This is a genomic window from Devosia sp. YR412 (assembly GCF_900110945.1).
Classification (GTDB): domain Bacteria; phylum Pseudomonadota; class Alphaproteobacteria; order Rhizobiales; family Devosiaceae; genus Devosia.
In genome coordinates, this window is sequence record NZ_FOFL01000003.1 from 187,031 (window position 1) to 206,776 (window position 19,746).

The 19,746-nt window shown below is 63.4% G+C and carries 21 protein-coding genes and 1 tRNA gene; 2 read left to right on the plus strand and 20 right to left on the minus strand.

Going from position 1 to position 19,746, the window contains the following annotated elements:
* Positions 1–206 precede the first annotated feature (206 nt).
* Complete coding sequence (locus BM045_RS12110) at positions 207–2,369, plus strand: methyl-accepting chemotaxis protein (RefSeq protein ID WP_092183628.1); 2,163 nt, start codon at positions 207–209, stop codon at positions 2,367–2,369.
* Here the strand turns inward: BM045_RS12110 and BM045_RS12115 are convergent.
* From BM045_RS12115 to BM045_RS12195, 17 genes are all read right to left on the minus strand, one after another.
* Positions 2,366–3,052 (minus strand): aspartate/glutamate racemase family protein, encoded by a 687-nt coding sequence (locus BM045_RS12115; protein WP_092183630.1) that lies wholly within the window; start codon positions 3,050–3,052, stop codon positions 2,366–2,368. The two genes, BM045_RS12110 and BM045_RS12115, sit on opposite strands and share 4 nt — an antisense overlap.
* Positions 3,049–3,585, minus strand: coding sequence for an RNA pyrophosphohydrolase (locus BM045_RS12120; protein ID WP_092183632.1), 537 nt, complete (start codon positions 3,583–3,585; stop codon positions 3,049–3,051). The genes BM045_RS12115 and BM045_RS12120 overlap by 4 nt, the downstream gene beginning before the upstream one ends.
* Before the next feature lie 9 nt (positions 3,586–3,594).
* Positions 3,595–4,719, minus strand: coding sequence for a divergent polysaccharide deacetylase family protein (locus BM045_RS12125; RefSeq protein ID WP_092183634.1), 1,125 nt, complete (start codon positions 4,717–4,719; stop codon positions 3,595–3,597).
* Positions 4,720–4,810: 91 nt separating this feature from the next.
* Positions 4,811–6,238: a S41 family peptidase gene (locus BM045_RS12130; RefSeq protein ID WP_092183636.1), complete on the minus strand. Its 1,428-nt coding sequence runs from the start codon at positions 6,236–6,238 to the stop codon at positions 4,811–4,813.
* Positions 6,239–6,245: 7 nt separating this feature from the next.
* Positions 6,246–7,655 carry a murein hydrolase activator EnvC family protein gene (locus BM045_RS12135; RefSeq protein WP_092183638.1) on the minus strand — a complete coding sequence of 470 codons (1,410 nt, stop codon included), beginning with the start codon at positions 7,653–7,655 and terminating at the stop codon, positions 6,246–6,248.
* A 108-nt stretch (positions 7,656–7,763) separates the two neighbouring features.
* Positions 7,764–8,246, minus strand: coding sequence for a 23S rRNA (pseudouridine(1915)-N(3))-methyltransferase RlmH (rlmH, locus tag BM045_RS12140; RefSeq protein WP_092183640.1), 483 nt, complete (start codon positions 8,244–8,246; stop codon positions 7,764–7,766).
* A 51-nt stretch (positions 8,247–8,297) separates the two neighbouring features.
* The gene (rsfS, locus tag BM045_RS12145; RefSeq protein ID WP_244523001.1) at positions 8,298–8,681 is read right to left on the minus strand and encodes a ribosome silencing factor; all 384 of its coding nucleotides are present in this window, start codon (positions 8,679–8,681) and stop codon (positions 8,298–8,300) included.
* A gap of 187 nt (positions 8,682–8,868) precedes the next feature.
* Entirely contained in the window at positions 8,869–9,510 is a 642-nt protein-coding gene (locus BM045_RS12150; protein WP_348271248.1) for a nicotinate-nucleotide adenylyltransferase, read from the minus strand.
* Between the two features lie 6 nt (positions 9,511–9,516).
* Positions 9,517–10,797: a glutamate-5-semialdehyde dehydrogenase gene (locus tag BM045_RS12155; RefSeq protein WP_092183644.1), complete on the minus strand. Its 1,281-nt coding sequence runs from the start codon at positions 10,795–10,797 to the stop codon at positions 9,517–9,519.
* Positions 10,784–11,926, minus strand: a complete 1,143-nt coding sequence (gene proB / locus BM045_RS12160) for a glutamate 5-kinase (protein WP_092183646.1) — start codon at positions 11,924–11,926, stop codon at positions 10,784–10,786. Before proB ends, BM045_RS12155 begins: the two co-directional genes overlap by 14 nt.
* Before the next feature lie 160 nt (positions 11,927–12,086).
* The gene (gene obgE / locus BM045_RS12165; RefSeq protein WP_092183648.1) at positions 12,087–13,130 is read right to left on the minus strand and encodes a GTPase ObgE; all 1,044 of its coding nucleotides are present in this window, start codon (positions 13,128–13,130) and stop codon (positions 12,087–12,089) included.
* Positions 13,127–13,717: a GNAT family N-acetyltransferase gene (locus BM045_RS12170; protein ID WP_170848487.1), complete on the minus strand. Its 591-nt coding sequence runs from the start codon at positions 13,715–13,717 to the stop codon at positions 13,127–13,129. The genes obgE and BM045_RS12170 overlap by 4 nt, the downstream gene beginning before the upstream one ends.
* Positions 13,714–14,232, minus strand: a complete 519-nt coding sequence (locus BM045_RS12175; protein ID WP_092183652.1) for a GNAT family N-acetyltransferase — start codon at positions 14,230–14,232, stop codon at positions 13,714–13,716. Before BM045_RS12175 ends, BM045_RS12170 begins: the two co-directional genes overlap by 4 nt.
* A 227-nt stretch (positions 14,233–14,459) precedes the next feature.
* Positions 14,460–14,726 (minus strand): 50S ribosomal protein L27, encoded by a 267-nt coding sequence (gene rpmA, locus BM045_RS12180; protein WP_092183654.1) that lies wholly within the window; start codon positions 14,724–14,726, stop codon positions 14,460–14,462.
* A gap of 11 nt (positions 14,727–14,737) precedes the next feature.
* Entirely contained in the window at positions 14,738–15,280 is a 543-nt protein-coding gene (rplU, locus tag BM045_RS12185) for a 50S ribosomal protein L21 (RefSeq protein ID WP_092183655.1), read from the minus strand.
* A 240-nt stretch (positions 15,281–15,520) separates the two neighbouring features.
* Positions 15,521–16,291 (minus strand): MBL fold metallo-hydrolase, encoded by a 771-nt coding sequence (locus tag BM045_RS12190; protein WP_092183657.1) that lies wholly within the window; start codon positions 16,289–16,291, stop codon positions 15,521–15,523.
* Positions 16,292–16,373: 82 nt separating this feature from the next.
* Complete coding sequence (locus BM045_RS12195) at positions 16,374–16,826, minus strand: gamma-glutamylcyclotransferase family protein (RefSeq protein WP_092183659.1); 453 nt, start codon at positions 16,824–16,826, stop codon at positions 16,374–16,376.
* Between the two features lie 122 nt (positions 16,827–16,948).
* Between BM045_RS12195 and BM045_RS12200 the strand changes: the two genes are divergently transcribed.
* Positions 16,949–17,038 (plus strand) — tRNA-Ser (locus BM045_RS12200).
* Between the two features lie 18 nt (positions 17,039–17,056).
* Here the strand turns inward: BM045_RS12200 and BM045_RS12205 are convergent.
* From BM045_RS12205 to BM045_RS12215, 3 genes are all read right to left on the minus strand, one after another.
* Positions 17,057–18,175 (minus strand): PLP-dependent cysteine synthase family protein, encoded by a 1,119-nt coding sequence (locus BM045_RS12205; protein WP_092183661.1) that lies wholly within the window; start codon positions 18,173–18,175, stop codon positions 17,057–17,059.
* A gap of 93 nt (positions 18,176–18,268) precedes the next feature.
* Entirely contained in the window at positions 18,269–18,643 is a 375-nt protein-coding gene (locus tag BM045_RS12210) for a YciI family protein (RefSeq protein WP_092184171.1), read from the minus strand.
* Between the two features lie 68 nt (positions 18,644–18,711).
* Entirely contained in the window at positions 18,712–19,578 is an 867-nt protein-coding gene (locus BM045_RS12215; RefSeq protein ID WP_244522980.1) for an EamA family transporter, read from the minus strand.
* Between the last annotated feature and the right edge of the window lie 168 nt (positions 19,579–19,746).

Sequence of the window (19,746 nt, forward strand, 5' to 3'; positions counted from 1 at the left end):
TGTCAGCATTGAATTCTAAAACGCCCGTAGCATCCGCTGCGGGCGTTTTGCTTTGTACGAAATCGCACCGATTGCCTAATATTTGTGCAAGTCATTGGTATGATTACGCAATTTGCCGTCATCAACACTCGATTAAGGAAAAACCTGCAGTCTGCCCCTGGGAATACGTAATGCGCCGCGCGGCGCTATGACCATTGGGGGCGCAAATGGTTTCTGTCTTGGGCAATATTCGGCTGACCTTTGCCATCGCGGCCATGGCCGTCTGCTCGATCGCCATTGCGATCGGCGCGGTGCTTTTGGGGCTGTTCATCAGCCTCTCCAACACGGCCAGCACGGATGCGGTGAATGAAGTGGCCAGCGCCACGCGCATCAGTTCGGAAATCCTTCAGGTCAACTTGCCCAGTCTCGAGATTGCCTCCGACGAAGTCGGCAATGTCGCAGCGCTGACCATGCGCTCCATGCCGCGCTTCCGCAGCCACGATGTGATCGACACCGTCGCCCGCGTCTCGGGCCAGAATGCCGCCATCTATGTCTACAATACCGAGGTCGGCCCCGACCTTAATATCGGCACGTCGAGCCTGCTGAAAGCCGATGGCCAGCGGCTGCTCGACGCCCCGATCCTCGCCGGTACACCGCTGTTTGACTCGATGATGGCCAACCAGCCGGTGCATTCGGAAGAAAACATCAATGGGGTCGGTTATTTCACCCTCTATCAGCCGATCGCCATGGCCGATGGCACGGTGATCGGTGCGCTGATGATCGCCGTGGCGCGGGCGCCGATCGAGGCGGTGGTCGGGCAGAACCTGATCATGCTGGTGGCCGTCGGTGGCGCCGCCCTGTTGCTGATCGGCCTGCTGGCCCTGGCGCTGTCGCGCCTCCTGACGCGGCCCATTCCACGCCTCTCCGATGTGATGAGCGCCGTCGCCCAGGGCGATCATGGCGTCGATGTGCCCTATACCGAACGCCGCAATGAGATTGGCGCCATGGCGCGCGCCGTGGAAGTGTTCCGCGCCAATGCCGAACGTGTCGCAGAACTAGGCGAAGAGACCAGCCGGCACCTGCGCGAAGCGGCCGACCATACCGGCCAGCTCGATGCCATCTCCATGTCGCAGATCGTGGTGGAATTCTCCACCAGTGGCGACGTGCTGGCGGCCAACGAGAATTTCCTCACGCTGTTGGGCTATCGCCTGACCGAGATCATCGGCCATCCCAATGCACAATTCCTGTTCGACACCGATCCGGCCTCGCCGGGCTATCGCCAGTTCTGGCTTGATCTGGCTGCCGGAAAATTCAAGAGCGGCGAATATCGCCGCCGTACCAGCGATGGTCGCGAAGTGTGGATCCAGAGCACGTTCACGCCAATCCTCGGCCTCGATGGCGCGCCCTATAAGGTCGTGCAGTTTGCCACCGACGTCACCGCCCGTCGCCAGGCCGTGGCAGCCGTCGGCGCGGGCCTCAAGCAATTGGCCGAGGGCGATCTCACCGGCCAGATCGAGATCCAGTTTCAGCCCGAATTCGAAGACCTGCGCCATGCCCTCAACGGCACGGTGACGCGCTTTGCCGATGTGGTCGGCCAGCTCCGTACCACCTCGCGGGCGCTGAAGGCCGCGACCGGCGAAATCCTCTCCGGCGCCAATGACCTGTCCGATCGCACCACGCGCCAGGCGTCCACCATCGTCGAAACTACGGCCGCCATGGGGACGCTGGCCGGCACCGTCGCCAGCAATGCCAGGATGGCGCAGGACGCCGCCGGCAAGGCCTCGGCCGTTTCGCGCTCGGCCGCCGAAAGCGGCACGGTGATGGCTCGCGCCAATGACGCCATGGAGCGGATCACCCAGTCGTCATCCAAGATCTCCAACATCATCGGGCTGATCGACGACATCGCCTTCCAGACCAACCTGCTCGCGCTCAACGCCTCCGTCGAAGCCGCTCGTGCCGGTGATGCCGGCAAGGGCTTTGCTGTGGTGGCCGTTGAGGTCCGCCGCCTGGCGCAGTCCGCGGCTTCTGCCTCGGCTGATGTGAAGCTGTTGGTGGAACAGTCGGCCAGCGAGGTCAAAAACGGCTCCCAGCTGGTCTCTGACGCCGCCGGGCGCCTGTCGGATATGCAGGTGGCCGTCGAGCAGAACAGCGCGCTGGTGGAAGCCATTGCCCGTGCCAGCGGCGAGCAGGCGTCTGCCATCGATGAGGTTTTGGTCTCGGTGCGCCAGCTCGACGAGATGACCCAGCACAATGCCGCACTGGCCGAAGAAACCAATGCGGCGCTGGAACAGACCGAGGCGCAGGCGCAGACGCTCGACATGATCGTCGATGTCTTCGTGCTTGAGGAGCCGGCCAGGGTGGTTTCCCTCAACGGGCGGCGCGTGGCTTAAGCCAGCGCTGCCGTCACCAGCGCCTTGGCGTGCAGGTCGGTGGTGTCATAGACCGGCAGCGGGCTATTGCTATCGTCGATCAGCATGGCGATCTCGGTACAGCCCAGGATCACTGCCTCGGCGCCGCGCGCGGCGAGGCGTTCGATCGCCGTCACATAGATGCGGCGCGATTCCTCGCGCACAATGCCGAGGCACAGTTCTTCATAAATGATGCCGTTGAGATTGGTGCGATCCACCTCGGGGATGAGCGAGGTGAGGCCCCGGTCGGTTAGCCGATCGCGATAAAAGCCCATTTCCATGGTGAAGCGCGTGCCCAGCAGGCCCACGGTCTCGAAGCCGTCGCTGAGCAGGGCCTCGCTGGTTGGATCGGCGATATGCACGAAAGGTACGCTGATCGCCGCGGTTATCTGTTCGGCCACAATGTGCATGGTGTTCGTGGCGAGGCCGATGACATCGGCGCCGGCCCGTTCCAGTCCGCGCGCAATTGTTGCTAGCTCGTTTCCGGCGCCATCCCAGTCACCGGCGGATTGCATCGCGGCGATCGGGGCAAAATCCACCGAGTGAACGATGACTGGCGCCGAATGCAGACCACCAAGCCGTGTGGCGGTTTCCTGGTTGAGCACGCGATAATAGTGGGCGGTCGATTCCCAGCTCATGCCGCCGATCAGGCCGATGGTTTTCATGCGTGCGTGAAACGCTGTGGAATATCGGAAAAGGCTTCGACGACCTTGTCGTAGGCATCCTTCTTGAACGGCACGATCAGGGCCGGAACACGGGTCAGCTTTTCCCAGCGCCAGGCGTCGAATTCGGCCTTGTGCTTGCCGCCGCCCGGGGTCAGCACGTCGATCTCGGCTTCCTGGCCGGTGAAGGCAAAGGCGAACCAGCGCTGGCGCTGGCCGCGATATTTGCCCTTGAGCGCCGTGCCGAGCATGTCATCAGGCAGGTCGTAATAGATCCACTCGGGCGCTTCGGCGAGCAGGCTCACCGAGCCGATATTGGTTTCTTCATGCAGTTCGCGCAGAGCGGCGCGCAGCGGGTCCTCGCCCTTGTCGATACCGCCCTGCGGCATTTGCCACGGCGCGCCCTGCTGGGCGCTCTTTTCCGGATCGTCATTGCCCTTGCGGCGGCCGATGAAGACATTGCCGTCCTGGTTGAACACGGCGATGCCGACGCAATCGCGATAGGGCAGGGAGTCACGGCTGGGACGGGCTGGCATGGCAGATCTCTATTTCATCAGGGCGCTGGCAGGCACCAGTGCAATTCCCTTGGCCTCGAGGTCGCGCGACCATTCCGAGATGGCGGTGACCGAGATGGGCAAGGCGCTGACAATACCGATTGCGTGCCCGTTCTCCAACGCCTTGGCCTCAAGGCTGGCAAGCGCCTGGAGGATGGCCTGGCGCGAGGGATTGGTGTCGATGACGAGGTCGGCGCGCGAGAAGGGAACTTTGTTGCCTTCGGCCAATTGTGGTGCCAGCGAACGATTGGATGAGCCATCGTCGATATAGCCGAGGCCGCGCGCGCCGAGCTCTTCCATGACCGGCGAAAAATCGGCGGCCGAGGCGGTAAAGCGGGCGCCCATGTTGTTGATCACCCCGGCATAGCCGCCAAAGCGCGACATCAGCCAGAACAGCTTGTCGAGATTGGCGCGCGTCGGCTCGCCGGTGAGAAGGGTTTGCGGGCCGGGATCGTTCTGCGGGAAATCGAACGGCTCGAGCGGGATTTCCAGCAGCACTTCGTGGCCGGCCGCGCGCGCGGCGGCGACGGTCGTGGTAAGCGTCTTGCCATAGGGCGCAAAGGCCAGGCTCACATCGTCGGGCAATTGGTCGATGGCATCGAGCGAGCCCTGCTCATTGATGCCGAGACCGGTGACGATGATGGAGACCTTTGGACCGGTATCGGCCACGGCCGCATCGACCGGCCGGGCATAGGCGGCAAAGGGGGTGAGGCCGGTCGCGGCAATGCGCGGGATCGGGCCGTCGCTGGTTTCTTCGCTGAGGTCGGGCAGGGCGCCGAACAGGTCTGGCAGGCCGGTGATGGAATTGCCGCCCGTGGTGCCCTCGGGCACGGCGGTAATGGAACTGCCAGCGGGAAATTGCTGCGGATCGGCCGTGATGGTCACCGGGCCGGTGGCGACCTCATTGGCAATCTGGTTGCTGTTGCGCGTCGAGGTGATGGCGACCTCTTCGCTGGGCCGACCGCCATTGGGATCATTGGTCAGCACCAGGCGCAGCACGAAGCCTATGGCAATCAGGGCCAGCAGACCAAACAGGGTGCGCGCGATGGGAAAGTGCGGCCGCTGTCCCGGCTTGCGCTTGCGCCCGGTCAGCGGGGTCGAAAGGTCATTGGCCATAGCTCAGATCCGCCTGAAGACAGCAAGGGCGAGGCAGCGAATCAGCGGCCTCGCCCTTCTCTAGTTCATAGCACAGCAGGCTTTGCTGGCCTCATTCGGCCTTGGGCGGGAAGGCCTCGTTGGTCTCCTCGCCCATCACCAGCTTGATCGCATATTGCAGCTGGGTGTCGTCTGCCTTTTCGGCCGGGACATAGACCGAGGAGCCGACCGTGGTCTCTTCCTGGCCTTCGATCTTGATGTGACCGGCAAGGCCGGCCTCGCCGATGATCTCGTCCTTGCCCTGGAATTCCTCGGGCACGACCTGCTTGATCTCGATATCGGGCGTAATGCCCAGAGCCTGGATCGAGCGATTGTTGGGCGTGTAGTAACGCGCCGTGGTCAGCCGCATGGCGCCATCAGGGCCGAGCGAGATGATCGACTGGACCGAGCCCTTGCCGAAGCTGCGGGTGCCGACAAGCGTGGCGCGCTTGTGGTCCTGCAGGGCACCGGCGACGATTTCCGACGCCGAAGCCGAACCGCCGTTGATCAGCACGACCAGCGGCACGTCGGCAAGCTCGGCGTCCAGCGTATCGGGCTGGGCGTCATAGCGGGCGCTTTCCTCGGCAATACGGCCGCGAGTCAGCACGACCGCACCCTGCTTGAGGAAGGCGTCAGCCACATAGACCGACTGGTCGACGAGGCCGCCCGGATTGTTGCGCAGGTCGAGGATGATGCCCTTGGGCGCCACGCCGTCGCGCGCTGCATAGATATCCTTGATGGCCTTTTCGATGCCGACGAAAGCCTGTTCCGAAAAGCGCGACAGGCGCAGCAGGGCAACGTCGCCCTCGCCTTCCTTCTCGCCGCCTTCCATGCTCCAGCGTACGGCGCGCATGGCAATGGTGGCACGGGTCAGCTCGAAGTCGATTGGATCGGTCACGCCTTCGCGGGCGATGGTGATCTTGACCGAGGTGCCGAGCAGGCCGCGCATCTTGGCGACGGCGTCATCGAGGGTCAGGCCCTGTACCGAGACGTCATCGATGGCGATGATCAGGTCATTGGCCATGATGCCGGCCTTTGCCGCCGGGGTGTCGTCGATCGGGGAGACGACCTTGACGATGCCCTCTTCCATGGTGACTTCGATGCCGAGGCCGCCGAACTCGCCCGAGGTGTCCTCGCGCATGTCGTCATAGTCGGCGGGGGGCAGATAGCCGGAATGGGGGTCGAGCGAGGTCAGCATGCCCTGGATGGCGGCACGGATCAGCTCCTGCTCATCCGGCGGATCGACATATTCGGCGCGGATGCGATCAAAGATTTCGCCGAACAGATTGAGGTCGGCATAGATCTCCAGCGGATCGCGTGGCGCGGCCGCGTTTTCCTCGGCCGTCGGCTCGGGTGCTTCGCCACCGGGCGCCGGCTCGGCAGGCGGGGCCTGCTGTTCGGCGGGGGCCGGTGCGGGTGCCGGTTCCTGGGCAATCAGCAGGCCGGCAGGCAGCGACAGCGCCACGACGATGGCGAGCGTGCTTAGGGGAGTCAGGCGCATGAGGGTTCTATCCACTCTGTGTCGGGTTGGCCCACCAACCGGTCGGATCGATGGGCTCGTTGTTTTGTCGAAGTTCAATATAGAGGGTCGGCTGGGCGACGCCAGCATTGGTGGTGACCGAACGGCCAATTGTGCGTGAACCCATCGTGCCCAGCGGCATGCCCATCTGCACGAATTGGCCGATGTCGACAGAGACCGTATCGAGGCCCGCCAGGAGTGCGGTGTAGCTCTGCCCGGTATTGAGAATGACGATTTGGCCGTAATTGAGGTAAGGGCCCTTATAGAGCACCCAGCCATCGGCTGGCGCCACCACCTGCGCATCGGCGCGGGTGACCACGGAAATGCCCTGGCTGATGCCGCCAAAGCCATCACCGGAGCCGAATTCGACGACATTGACGCCATTGGTCGGCATGGTCAGGTAGCCGCGGGCGGCGCCAAAGGGAATGGCGGGTTCGGTGCGAGCGGTATTGGCCAGCGCCACCTGGATCTGCTGGGCGCTCATCACCGGCGCGTCGGGATCGACGGCCGCATCGGCTGCAGCGCTGGCGGTCGAGACCGAGCTGGCACGGTTCGACAGGCTGCCGATCAGCTCCTGCAATGTCGTCGCCCGAGCCGCCAGCGCCACCGCTTCGGCTTCCTCGGCCGCCAATTCACCGCTGCGCGTCTCAATGCCCTGGCGGCGCGCGGCGATCAGCGTGGCAATGCGCAGCTGCTCTTCCTCGAGCACCTCATGATTGGCCTTGAGCGTGGCTTCCTCGGCTAGGGCCTGCGTCTTGATGGCGGTCAGCTCGGTCAGGTCGGCGGTCACCGCGTCGGCCTTGGCGCGCAATTGCGGCACGATGGCCGCGATCAGCATGGCGCTGCGGGCCGAACCGAGGGCATCATCCGGATCGACGATCAGCGGCGGCGGCGGATTGAGCGAAATGCGCTCCAGCGCCGCCAGCACATTGGCCACCTCGGCATTAGAGCCATCCAGCCGTCCGCGCACTTCCAGTTCGGAAACGATCAGTGTCGACAGGCGATCCTCGACATCGGCGACTTCGATCTCGGCCAATTTCACGCGCTGCGCCGCGGCGATCAGCGCCGCATTCTGGCGGGTGCGATCGCCTTCCATTTCGGCAATCTCGGCTTTGAGCGCATCGATCCGCTCCTGGCTCAGCGACAGCGAGGCTTCCAGTGCATCGAGATCGGCTTGGGTGGGGACGGCGGGGCCAGTGGCTGGGGTTGCGGCGGGCGTGGTCGTCTCTCTCACCGTGCCGCGCAATGGCACATCGACTGGGGCTTCCGTCGCGGGTGCCGTGGGCGCTGCAGCATCTGGTGCCGTCTCTGACTGAGCCAGCAAAGGCAGGCTTGCACCGCCCGCCAGCAGCAGGCTGGCCAGCATCAAACCCACGATCTTGCCCGGCCTCAAAGCCATGCGCTCTCCAGCAAGGGTGCCACGACCCCGAATCAATAGCCGCACCTTAGCAAGCCGCCGGAAAACCGGAGGTTAACGTTGCTTAACCATGACGTGATTGGGGAGGGTTTAATCGCCCCGGTGATAGGGGTGTCCGCTCAGGATTGTCGTGGTTCGATAGAGCTGTTCCGCCAGCATGATACGCACCATCTGATGTGGCCAGACCATGGGCGAAAAGCTCAGCACCAGGTCAGCCGAGGTGACTAAGGCCGGATCGATGCCGTCGGCGCCGCCGATGACGAAGCTGACGGCCGGGCGGCCGTCGTCACGCCAGCGCAGGATTTGCTTGGCAAAGGCTTCCGAGCCTATGGATTTGCCGCGTTCGTCAAGCGCCACCACGATGCCGTCGGGCAAAGCGGCGCGCAGGGCCTTGGCCTCGTCAGCCTTGCGGCTGGCCGAGGATGAGGCGCGCGATTCATTGAGTTCGATCACGTCGAAATGGGTCAGCGCTAGCGGCTTGCCGCCGCCGGTCGCACGATCGAGATAGCGGGAGACCAATTCCCGCTCCGGCCCGGCCTTCATTCGGCCGACGGCCGCGATCGTCATGCGCATCTCGCCGAAACCTCGTGGTTCGCACGGCTCACCATGAGGTTTGCGGCGGGACTAGTGCGCGTCAGCGGCGAAGTCGGCCTGCCACATCTTTTCGATGCTGTAGAAATCGCGCACTTCGGGACGGAAGATATGGACGATGACATCGCCCGCATCGACCAGCACCCAATCGCAGAAGGGCAGACCTTCGGTGCGGGGCTTGCCATAACCAGCCTCGCGCACCGCATTGACCAACTGGTCGGCAACGGCGCCGACGTGGCGCTGCGAGCGACCTGAGGCGACGACCATATGGTCGGCCAGCGAGGACTTGCCGGTGATATCTACGGCGACGATCCCCTCGGCCTTTGCATCGTCAAGGGATTCAAGGATCACATCGATCAGGGGGCGTTCCGGATTGGCCTTGATGGCCTCGGGAGCGGTGACGGTATTTTCGGGCATCGTGGCCATCAGCAATGGCCTTCCGCCCATGACAAAGCATGGGTCATGCGTAGGATCAGCGTCCTTGGTTGTGGATCGGAATGTGCAGGCGTTCTGTAAAACGGCAAGCAGTCAGTTCCAGTATTGATGATTATCATCACAGGCTCTCAATATGCACTCTTGATGACAATTTCGCAAGATTGGGCCTTCACTTTGGCTTAACGTGTTGCCGCCTTGCCCGGATGGCCGATGACGAGAGCGGCGATTGCCGCCCGTGCAGATAGACCCAGGCGCGCGGTTTGAGCAAAGCCAGACGGGGCGCATCGTCCTCGTCGACCCGCCAGCGCGACAGGTAATTGGCGGCCATCGAGGCTGGCGCCTTGCGGCTGGAGCCCGGCCGCACATAGACCGCCATGGGCACCATGGCGGCAATATTGCGCCAGCGTTCCCAGCGGTTGAAGTCGACCAGATTGTCGGCACCCATGATCCAGACAAAGCGCCGGTCGGGCATGGACTCGGTCAGGAAACGGATGGTCTGCCAGGAATAGGTGAAGCCGTGGGCGGCTTCGAAGCCGGTGACGCGGACTTTTGGGTTGGCGATGAACTGGCGCGCGGCGATGACGCGATCTGCCAGCGGGGCCAGATCCTTGTGGTTTTTCAGCGGATTGCCCGGGGTCACCAGCACCCAGATGGCGTCGAGTTCAAGCCGGCGCAGCATTTCCTCGATGACCAGGACATGGCCCTCGTGGATCGGGTTGAAGCTGCCACCAAACAGCCCGATCCGCATGCCGGCGCCGGAAGGCGGAAGCTCGGTTATTCCAGCGATACGAATGGGATGGCGCAGGGTCAAAAGCTGTCAGGGTCTCGTCTGGCCATTGCCGCGGATGCGGTATTTGAAGCTGGTCAGCTGTTCGACGCCGACCGGACCGCGCGCGTGCATCTTGCCGGTGGCAATGCCGATCTCGCCGCCAAAGCCGAATTCGCCGCCGTCGGCAAACTGGGTCGAGGCATTGTGGACGAGGATTGCACTATCGATCTCGTTGAAAAATTTTTCAACGGCGACAGGGTCTTCGGCAATGATCGCCTCGGTGTGGTGGCTGGAATAATGCTCGATATGGGCGATGGCTGCTTCGACCGAGTCCACGATCTTTACCGAGATGATGGCGTCCTCATACTCGGTCTTCCAGTCCTCTTCAGTGGCCACTCGCGTTAACGGACTGTTAGCATTGACGGTCGCATCGCCGCGAATTTCGCAGCCTTTGGCCATCAGGGCGTCAAGGATCGGGGTGAGGTGCGTGGCGACGACGTCCTTGTGCACGAGCAGCGTCTCGGCCGCGCCGCAGACACCGGTGCGGCGCATCTTGGCGTTGAGGGTGACGTTGACGGCTTTGTCGAGGTCGGCCGACTTGTCGATATAGACATGCACCAGTCCCTCGAGATGGGCGAAGACGGGCACGCGGGCTTCATCCTGGACGCGGGCGACCAGGGTCTTGCCGCCGCGCGGCACGATGACGTCGATATTGCCATCAAGACCGCGGAGCATTTCTCCCACGGCGGCCCGGTCGGTGGTCGGGACCAGTTGCAGGCATTCGACCGGCAGGCGCGCGGCGTGGAGGCCGTCGAGCATGCAGTCGACGATGGCCTGGCTGGAATGAAAGCTGTCGCTGCCGCCGCGCAGGATGACGGCATTGCCCGACTTGATGGCCAAGGCGCCAGCATCGGCGGTGACATTGGGGCGTGATTCAAAGATCACGCCGATGACCCCGAGCGGGGTGCGCACGCGCTCGATATGGAGGCCGTTCGGGCGATCCCACTCGGCAATGATCTGGCCGACGGGATCGGGCAGGTCGGCAATGGTTTTCACCGCTTCGACAATGCCGTCGATGCGGGCGTCGGTCAGCAGCAGGCGATCGAGGAAGGCCTTGGAAATGCCCTTGGCTTCGGCAGCCGCCATATCCTTGGCATTGGCGGCAAGGATCGCCTTGCGATGGGCATTGATGGCGCCGGCGGCGACGGTGAGCGCGGTCTGCTTCTGCTGCGGCGTGGCAATGGCCAGCGCCTTGGCGCCGAGGCGGGCATTGCGGCCGATCTCGGCCATGATCTCGGTGACGGCAGGTTTGACTTCAGCCAGGCTCATGTTCCGTCTCCTCCTGGGTGCCGACCAGCACCATATTGTCACGATGCACCAGCACGGCGCGATTGCCGGCGCCAAGCAGTTCCACCACCGCATCGCTGCGCTTGCCCATGACGAGGCGCGCCTCGTCGCTATCGAGCCCGACGAGGGCGCGAGCAATTTCCACCCCATCCTGGTTGCGGATGGCAATGGCATCGCCGCGACCGAAGTCGCCGGTCACCTTGGTAACGCCGATCGGCAGCAGGGATTTTCCGGTCAGCAGCGCGCGCGCCGCGCCGGCATCGACCTGCAGTGTGCCTGATACGGCCAGCGTGCCCATGATCCAGCGCTTGCGTGCCTGGGCCCGGCTCTGAGCTGGCAGGAACAGCGTGTGGCGGCCGCCCTCGGTGAGGGCCTTGAGCGGATGATCTTCGGTGCCCTTGGCAATGATCATCGCCGTGCCGGCTTGCGTCGCAATCTTGCCGGCTTCGACCTTGGTGGTCATGCCGCCGCGCGACAGGTGGCTGGCGGCGCCGCCCGCCATGGCTTCGATCGCCGGGGTGATCTGCCTGATAACCGGCAGATGCTCGGCATTGGGGTCCTTGGCCGGTGGAGCCGTGTAGAGCCCGTCGACGTCGGAGAGCAGCACGAGGCAATCGGCCTCGATCATCGTGGCGACGCGGGCCGACAGGCGATCATTGTCGCCATAGCGGATTTCGGCGGTGGCGACCGAGTCATTCTCGTTGATGATCGGAATGGCGCCGAGACCCAGCAGCGTCGCGATGGTCGTGCGCGCATTGAGATAATAGCGCCGCTCTTCGGTGATGTTCGGGGTGATCAGTATCTGGCCGGTAACGATCTGGTGCCGGCCCAGCGCCTCGGCCCAGGCCTGGCTCAGGGCAATCTGACCCGCACTGGCGGCGGCCTGGCTCTGTTCCAGCGTCAATGCGACGGCCGAGAGGCTCAGCAACCCGCGCCCCAGCGCAATCGCGCCCGAGGAGACGATGACCACTTCGCAGCCACCGGCCTGCAGCGCGGCGATATCAGCCGAGAGCCCCGCCAACCAGTCAGCGCGCAGCTTGCCCTGCTTGTCGACAAGCAGGGCCGAACCGATCTTGATGGTCAGGCGCTTATAGGGCGCGAGGGCGTTCATCTGTCCAATAGCTCGATCTGATCCCCTCTCCCCTGAGGGGAGAGGGTTAGGGTGAGGGGTTCAGCGGTCGTGACGAGATAAGTGGTTTCAGCCTGCGCTGAACCCCTCACCCGGCGCTTCGCGCCGACCTCTCCCCTCAGGGGAGAGGTGAAGAGGGCCATCAAGGCGCCCAATTGGGTTCCACTTTCCGGCGAGCGGCTTCCAGCTTGGCGGCCTTTTCGGCGTCCAGCGTTTCGATCACGCCATAGAGCACCATGTCGGTACCCTGGCCGGTGACGCCGGAGACCAGCAGCACGTCGGCCTTGCTGATCTTCTTGAGAACCTTGACCTTTTCCTTGAGCTCTTCAGGATCGATGGCGTCGATCTTGTTGAGCACGACGATTTCGGGCTTTTCGCCCAGCCGTTCGTCATAGGCGGCCAGTTCGGTGCGGATGGTCTTGTACGCCGTCTTGATATCGTCCTGGGTGCCATCGATCAGATGGATCAGCACGCCGCAGCGCTCGATATGGCCGAGGAAGCGATCACCAATGCCGGCGCCTTCGCTGGCACCTTCGATCAGGCCCGGAATATCGGCCAGCACGAAATCGCGCTCACCAATGGAAACCACGCCCAGGTTGGGATGCAGCGTCGTGAATGGATAGGCGGCGATCTTGGGCTTGGCGGCCGAGACAGCGGCCAGGAATGTCGACTTGCCGGCATTGGGCAGGCCGACGAGACCAGCATCGGCAATCAGCTTCAGCCGCAGCCAGATCCACTTTTCGACGCCCGGAATGCCCGGATTGGCATGGCGCGGCGCCTGGTTGGACGAGGTCTTGAAATGAGCATTGCCGAAGCCGCCATTGCCGCCGCTCAACAAAACGGTGCGCTGGCCGACTTCGGTCATGTCGGCGATCAGGGTTTCGTTGTCGTCCTCGAAGACCTGGGTGCCGACGGGCACGCGCAACACCAGTTCTTCGCCATTGGCGCCGGCCCGATCCTTGCCCATGCCATGGGTGCCGGTCTTGGCCTTGAAATGCTGCTGGTAGCGATAATCGATCAGCGTATTGAGGCCGTCGACGCATTCAATGACAATGTCACCGCCGCGCCCGCCATTGCCGCCATTGGGGCCGCCGAATTCGACAAATTTTTCGCGCAGGAAGGAGACGGCGCCGCCGCCGCCATCGCCCGAGCGCACATAGACCTTGGCCTGGTCAAGAAACTTCATTTTTTCTGGCCTTCCAGAGATTCAGCTGCCGCGTTTCCGAACTGCAAGACCGGATCGGGGTTTTGCTGGAAACGCGCACGCGTCAATTTGGTGTCGATATGCTCCACCTCGGCGCCGCGCGCAAGGCAGAGCAGGGTTGAGCGCCCGGTTTGGGTAAACCCGAGCTTGGTTTGTATGGCGAGTGAGGCGTGGTTGAAGTGAAACACGCCTGAATAGATGGTGTCTGCATCGGTCACGTCAAAAAACCACTCGAGACTGGCCAAAACCGCTTCCGTCATGATGCCGCGACCCCAGAAGGGCTGGCCCAGCCAATAGCCGATGATCGGGCCCTGCGGCCCCATGTGGAAGCCGACATGGCCGGCAAAGCCTTCGCCGGGCAGGTCGATGGAGAAATTGGTCTCTTCCACGGGCAGGCTGGGCTTTCGGCTACCCAGCCAAGCTTTCGCATCGCTGAGGTGATAAGGAAATGGCACGCGGGCCAGATTGCCGGCCACGGCAAAATCATTGAGATAGCGCGCAATGAGCTCGGCATCGCCGACCTGGGCCGGACGCAGGGTAAAGTTTGGCGTGCGCAGGGTGATGTTCATCGGCGCACCCGCGTCTGCCAGTCCGTGCGCGACAGGCGGCTCACCACATGGTCCACATTGTTCTGCTGTGCCTGGGAGAAACGCATTTCGCGCCCTGTCGAAACAAAGCCGAGCTTGTGCTGCACGGCAAGGGATGCCGCATTGTTGTAATGGGCGCTCGATGTCACGGCATCGGCGGCGCATCCGTCAAAATGCCAGTCGAGCAGCGCCGTTGCCGCTTCGGTCATATAGCCGCGGTTCCAGTGCGGACGGGCCAGCCAGAATCCCAGCTCATTGAGCAGGGAAATGCAGCCGATCAGGCCCTTGCCGGGCAGGTCGATGATCAGCAGCGACTTTTCCGGCGTTGCCGGCCGCGCCTGACGCAGCCAGTCGATGGCCATGCCCAGGGTGTAGGGATAGGGGACGGCGGTCAAAAACTGCGCCACGTCATATTCTCCCACGCCCAGCGCGTAGCTGGGGGCATCATCCAGGGTCGGTTCGCGCAGGATCAGCCTCTTGGTCCGGATCGGGGTCATCTGTCGTGGCTCCGCAACAGCAGCATGTTGGTCTGGGCGGCTACGGTTTTGCGGGTGATGACGGTGGCGACGGCGGCGATACGGGCGGTGATCATTTGCTTGAGGTCTCTCAGGGACGAAATGCGAAAAGGGGAACCGGCGTACCGGTTCCCCTTGATCTATTTCGCCTTGTCGCGAACTCGAGCCGGGGAACAGGTCACCGGCTGGGTTCGAAAGGACCTGCCGGGTTATTCGGCGGCCTTTGCCGGGTCGACGGAAACGAAGACCTGCGAATTTGCACGGGTGCGGAACGACACGGCGCCGTCGACGAGTGCAAAAATGGTGTGGTCCTTGCCCAGGCCAACGCCGGTGCCGGGGTGCCACTTGGTGCCGCGCTGGCGGATGATGATGTTGCCGGCGACGACAGCTTCGCCACCAAACTTCTTCACGCCAAGACGACGGCCAGCGGTATCACGACCGTTGCGGGATGAACCGCCTGCTTTTTTGTGTGCCATGGTCTAGCTCCTTATTCCTGATCGGCCTTGGGTGCAGCCTTCTTGGCTGGGGCCTTCTTCGCCGGCTTTTCAGCGGCGGTGTCTTCAGTGCTCTCGGCAGCGGCCTTCTTCGGCGCAGCCTTCTTGGCAGCCGGAGCCTTGGCTTCAGCGGCGTCGGCCTTGGGGGCCTTTGCCGTCTTGGCCGGAGTGGCTTCGCTCACGCTTTCGGTCGTCTGGGCAACGCCGGCAGCCTTGATGGTCGGCTGTGCGCCGCCGGTCAGGATTTCGGTGATGCGCACGGTCGACAGCAGCTGGCGGTGGCCGTTGCGGCGACGGTAATTGTGGCGACGGTTCTTCTTGAAGATGATGACCGTCTTCTGCTTGCGGGTCTCAAGCAGCTCGGCGGCGACAAGCGCGCCTTCGACCAGCGGCAGGCCAACTTCGCCATCAACCATCAGAACCTGGTCGAAAGTGACGATGGTGCCGGCTTCGGCATCGAGCTTTTCAATCTTGAGAACGTCGTTGGCGGCAACCTTGTACTGCTTGCCACCGGTCTTGATCACGGCGAAAGTCATAGCTTAACCGAGTGCGTCAAACGCCCGGTCCCTTTGTGTCGCGCTCTGTGGCGCCGCAGGTTTTGAGCCCAGTGAGCCCTGCGGTCTTCGAACAGTCTGCCGGAAATCCGGCGGGCAGCCTCGAACAGCGTTTTCAAACAAAGAAAAGCGCGCCAGGAGGCCCGGCGCGTGTTTCAGGTCGGGCTTATCGTGGCAAATGGCCCGAGAGTCAAGAGATTGTCATGATCGCCCGATCACACTTCAGGCGTTGGGATACCAGTTGCGCAGGCGCAATTCAGTGTCCGGGCCGATACGCTTTTCGATGATCGACAGGTCGCTGTCGCCATAGTGGTAGGGATAGGCAATGCGGGGCTTGAAAACGTTGAGCGCTTCCACGGCCTGGTCCGGGGTCATGGTATAGGGCAGGTTGACCGGCAGGAAGGCGATCTCAATATTCTTGAGGGCCAGCATTTCCTCTGTCGGCTCGGTATCGCCCGCCACGTAGACCTGCTTGTCGCCCAGCGTCAGCACATAGCCATTGCCGGTGCCGACCGGGTGATACTGCATGCGGTCGGCGGTGACATTGTGGGCGGCAATCGCCCGCACCGGAAGGCCGTTGAGGCTGGTGTCATCGCCATTGACGATCGCCGAAGCATTGGCCTTGAGGCCTTCGGGCAGCTTGTCGAAGACTTCCTGGCTGGTGAGGATCGGCGCGTTACCGGCAATCGCCTCGAGTGTTGGAATGTCGAAATGGTCGCCATGGCCATGGGTGATCAGGATGGCCGTGGGGGCAGGCAGGCCTTCGTAGAGCGCGGCGCCGCCGACTGGATCGACATAGATAATCTCGCTGCCAAAGCCGAGCAGCAGGCTGGCGTGGTCGACTGGATGCACCACGATATCGCCGTCATCGGTTGAAATCACATCGCCCTCCAGCACGGCACCCTGTGCCCAGGCCAGTTGTAAATGTGCGGTGGCAAGCGTGGCAACGGGCAATGCTGCCATGCCCAGGATCACGTCACGACGTCTGGTCATTTGAAAACTCCTTGCGGTCAGCCCTGCGCCATTCCAACGCCAGCTAAGCTAAAGGGTTCTGAGACCAACGTAATTGTGAAAATTACGGATCGTATGCGGCCGCGAGCCGCTGCCGGGCGGCGCGGGCCGCGGCCGTCTCCTCGGCAATCACCGCGGCTTTGTGAAGCCGTGTCCACTGCTCCAGTGACCAGGGCGGGCTATCCGCGGCAATCGTCATGACGGGCAGATAGGCGTCGGCTGTGACACCCGTGCCCTCGACATGCACCCGCAGCGCTGCGCGGCGGTATTCGTTGCCTTCATAGGCATCGAGCGCGGCACGATCCTCTGTCGTTGCGTGGTGCAGCAACAGCCCTGGCGCCGTCGCTCCGGGGCGGGGCACCAGCGCCGGATAGACCCGGCCGGGAAAGTAGACGGCGGCATAGCCGTGCGCCACGGCGGCAACCAGGTCATCGGCGGGGATTGTCCGGCCAAGAGCGGCGGCGAGGATATCGGGGTCGCGCAGGGTGCCGTAGAAAAACACGGGGGTACGGGTCACGGTGGGTGTGCACCAAGTGCCAGCATATTGCTGAAGGGGTGTTGCAGGCTGACAAAGGCTATGTCATAAGCCCGCCCGTGTCGACCGGCCGCATCCTTTCGGGGATGCTGAAACGACCTCGCGGAGAGGTGGCAGAGTGGTCGAATGCACCGCACTCGAAATGCGGCATGGGGGCAACTCCATCGGGGGTTCGAATCCCTCCCTCTCCGCCATTCTTCCCCCTGAGACTACTACGCTGCCAGATGCGCCCGCGCTTCGCAGGGCATCAGCAGCTGTTGCGGAAAACCGCGGCCGGCGATGACGGCTTCGATCATTGCCGTCGCCGGGGCGATATCCAGCCCCTGCGCTTCTAGCCAGGCGTCATTGAAATAGCTGTCGGCATAGCGTTCGCCGCTGTCGCAGATCAGGGTTACCAGTGATCCGGTTTCGCCGGTGCGGCGCATGGCGTCGGCGGCCCAGAGCAGGCCGATGAGATTGGTGCCGGTCGAACCGCCGACGCGGCGGCCAAGCAGGCGCGACAGCACGCGGCTGGCGGCGATCGAGGCCACATCGGGGATGCGGATCATGTCGTCGACGACTTCGGGAATGAAGGATTTTTCGACGCGCGGCCGGCCGATGCCTTCGATGCGCGAGGGGCGCGGGCAGCGAATGGTGCGGTCGCTGGTGGCCCAGCCGGCATAGAAGGCGGAAAATTCCACGTCGGGCACGCAGAGCCGGGTCGGCAGGCCGCGATAGCGGATATAGCGGCCCAGCGTCGCCGACGTGCCGCCAGTGCCGGCGCTCATGACGATCCAGGAGGGCACGGGATGGCGCTCGGAGGCCATCTGCTGGAAGATGGATTCGGCGATATTGTTATTTCCACGCCAGTCGGTTGCCCGTTCGGCAAAGGTGAATTGGTCGAGGTAATGGCCGCCAGTATCCCGCGCCATAGACTCGGCCACTTCGTAGATGGTGGAGCCGTCCTCGACCATATGCACGCGTCCGCCATGCCGGGTGATGGCTTCGATCTTGCTCGTGCTGGTGCTGCTGGGCAGCACGGCGCAGAAGTCGAGGCCGAGCAGGCGGGCGTAATAGGCTTCGCTGACGGCGGTGGAGCCAGAGGAGGCTTCCACCAGCGGCGTGCCCTGATGGATCTGGCCGTTGCAAATGCCATAAAGGAACAGCGACCGCGCCAGGCGATGTTTCAGGCTGCCGGTCGGATGCGAGGATTCGTCCTTGAGATAAAGGTCAATGCCGGCAAAGCCCGGCAATGGCAAAGCGATCAGATGCGTATCGGCCGAACGCCGGCCTTCAGCCTCCAGCAGGGCGATTGACCGCGCCGACCACTCTCGATCCATTTTGCGTGACATTGACGTATCCGGGCATGATGTTCTGTCAGATGTTATTCTGACGCAAATTCATGCCAAGTCAACATCCATCGGTAGTAATCTGTTCCGGCTAGTTTAACGCGTGATCTCGCTTGGGTTGAACAGGCCGACCGGGCGGATTTCATAGGAGCCGACACCGGGATTGGCCTTGGCCAGATCCCTGGCGAAGTCCAGGGCCTCGTCGAGCGTGTCGCAATCGGCGAGGTAGAAGCCGAGAAACTGCTCCTTGGTCTCGGCAAAAGGGCCGTCGATCACCAGCGGCTCGCCGGAGGTCTTGCGCAGGGTGGTGGCCGCGCTGGTCGGCAGCAGGCGGGCGACCGGGCCGAGCCTGCCCTTGGCCCTCATGGCGTCCTGCACCTTGCCCAGCCGGGCCATGCAGGCGTCGTCCTCTTCCTGGGTCCAGGTGGCGACAGCGTTTTCATCATTGTAACAGAGCACGGCATAAAGCATTTCGGGCATCTCTCGTCAGGCGAACGCGGCGCGATTATGCCGGAAACCGGTCAAGCCGCCAGAGGCATTTACGCCACTGGAGCCGGCGTGTTGCGGGCAATGGTGACGGTGGCGCCGAGCGAGGCGACAATGATGGCGATGATGCCGCCGAGCTGCCAGGGGTTCAGCACCTCATTGAGGATGAGGAAGCCGGAGAGGGCGCCCAGCGCCGGCTGGCCGCTCATCAGGATGCCGAACAGGCGCGACGGAATATGCGGCAGGGCAACCATGTCGAGCGCATAGGGAATGGCGCTGGAGAGCAGCGCGACAGCCAGGGCCACGGGCAGGATGGCCGGGTCGAGCATGGCCGTGCCGGCCGTGGCAATGCCGAAGGGCAAAGCAATCACGGCGGCAATGGAGACGCCCAGCGCCGTGATATGCGGGCCGCCACCAATGCCGGCGCGCTGGCCGAAGATGATATAGCCGGCCCAGCAGGCGCCGGTGGCCAGCGCCAATAGCACGCCGGGCAGGCCAATCTCGCCGGAGGACTGGCCGAGCGGTAGCAGTAGGGCAAGGCCGGCAACGGCCAGGATGATCCAGGCAAAATCCAGCGGCTTGCGCGACCCGGCCAGCGCCACGGCCAGTGGACCGGTGAATTCGAGAGCCACGGCCACGCCGAGCGGAATGGTCTGGATCGCTGCGTAAAAGAACAGGTTCATGGCGCCCATAACCGCACCATAGGCGAGGACGAAACGCCATTGGCGGCGGTCCAGCCGATGCCGCCACGGTCGAAAGATCCCCACCAACACGATCGCGGCCAGCGTCAGCCGCAAGGCCGTCGCACCGGCCGGCCCAACCGCTGGAAACAGGCCCTTGGCGAAGGACGCCCCGGTCTGGGTGAACACCATGCCGATGGCAACAAGGACGACGGAAAAGACGACGGATTGCGGCCGCACGGCATGGGCTTTCGAGGTGAGGCGTGGGTGTTAGCAGGGTTTGCCACTTGGTGTCACTCGGCGTCTCAGTCGACACCTTCCCCCTTGCGGGGAGGGATCAAGGGAGGGCGGTTGACCCAAATATCGGGGCTCTCACACCCCCTCCTAGCCTCCCCCATCAAGGGGGAG